At 37.4% G+C, this 1,262-nt stretch carries 2 protein-coding genes; both read left to right on the plus strand.

Translation table 11 applies throughout. The features are described from left to right. Positions 1-490, plus strand: a 490-nt coding sequence (locus ACFILU_RS03740; RefSeq protein WP_375653465.1) for a hypothetical protein, incomplete at its 5' end; no start/stop codon positions are given. 84 nt (positions 491-574) lie between these two features. Continuing rightward, the coding region (locus ACFILU_RS03745; protein WP_375674807.1) for a hypothetical protein at positions 575-1,262 on the plus strand (688 nt) is incomplete at its 3' end.

Consider the following 1,262-nt stretch of genomic DNA (forward strand, 5'->3'; position numbering starts at 1 on the left):
AAAATATCAACTCACCAATCAAACAATTCTTCGTGAGGGTAAAAAACTTTATCGCATTAAGGCGTTAAGAGATTTTGGTGATGTTAAAGCTGGTCAACTTGGTGGCTATATTGAATCTGAAGAAAATCTTTCCCATGATGGTAATTGCTGGGTTGGTGATCAGGCCATTGTTGTGAGCCCTGGTCGTGTTTACGAAAATGCGCAGGTTTATGGCAATGCAGGTGTTGGTGGTTTTGTATATGGTAATGCTCGCGTCTACGATTCAGCAAAGGTTTTTGCCAATGCCCATGTGTATGATAATGCCCATGTTTTCGATAGTGCAAAAATTGTAAGTAAAGTGCATGTTTATGAAAATGCCAATGCATGTGGCATGGCTATTGTTACTAAGAATATTTGTGGTGACACAATGAATAATGTTTATACAGAACGCCTTTCTCCTTATGGTGAAATTTGCTTTGTTATGTGTCGTCCTCATAGGAAAACAGCTTAAATAACGGCGCAGGCGCGGCGGGGGCGCCTCCTTATAACCATTTCATTTAAAAATTTGTTTGAATATTAGATTAGGGAGCTACCTATGACCACTAAAAATGTATCTAAAAAATATGAGCTTATAAATGAAAGTCACGTTAAAGGGATTACTTTATACCGCATTCGTGCTTTAAAAGACTTTGCTGATGTTAAAGCTGGTGATTTAGGCGGCTTTATTGAAAAGGAAGATAACCTTTCTCATGATGGCAATTGCTGGGTTTATGATAATGCTTGTGTTGTAAAATCTGGTCGTGTTTATGAAAATGCAAGGGTATATGGCAACGCTGTCATTGGTGGTTTTGTTTATGGCAATGCGCATGTATATGATAAAACCCGCGTGTATTTTGGAGCTCATGTTTATGATAATGCGCATCTTTCTGATAAGGTGTGGGTTTATCAATATGCAAGGGTTTATGGGAATGCAAAATTAACAGGAAGTGCACGCATTTATAGCAAGGCTGAGGTTTATGATCATGCTGTTGTAAGTAGCTCTTCAAAAATTTATGGCAAGGTTTATGGCAATGCTAGCGTGGGTGGGTATGTTAAGGTCTATGGTTCTGTTTATGGGAATGCAAAAGTGACTGGTTATCACACCATTAGAGGTTTGGTACATGGCAATGCAAGATTAAAAAGAAATGATTATTCATATGTTAAACAAAACTTTTATTATGCATATGGAATTCCTGAAGATTGTGAAATTTATGAAAACGATACCGTTGTAAAGATTAGTGAAA

The organism is Bartonella sp. CL100XZDX (assembly GCF_042195375.1).
In the GTDB taxonomy this organism is placed as follows: domain Bacteria; phylum Pseudomonadota; class Alphaproteobacteria; order Rhizobiales; family Rhizobiaceae; genus Bartonella.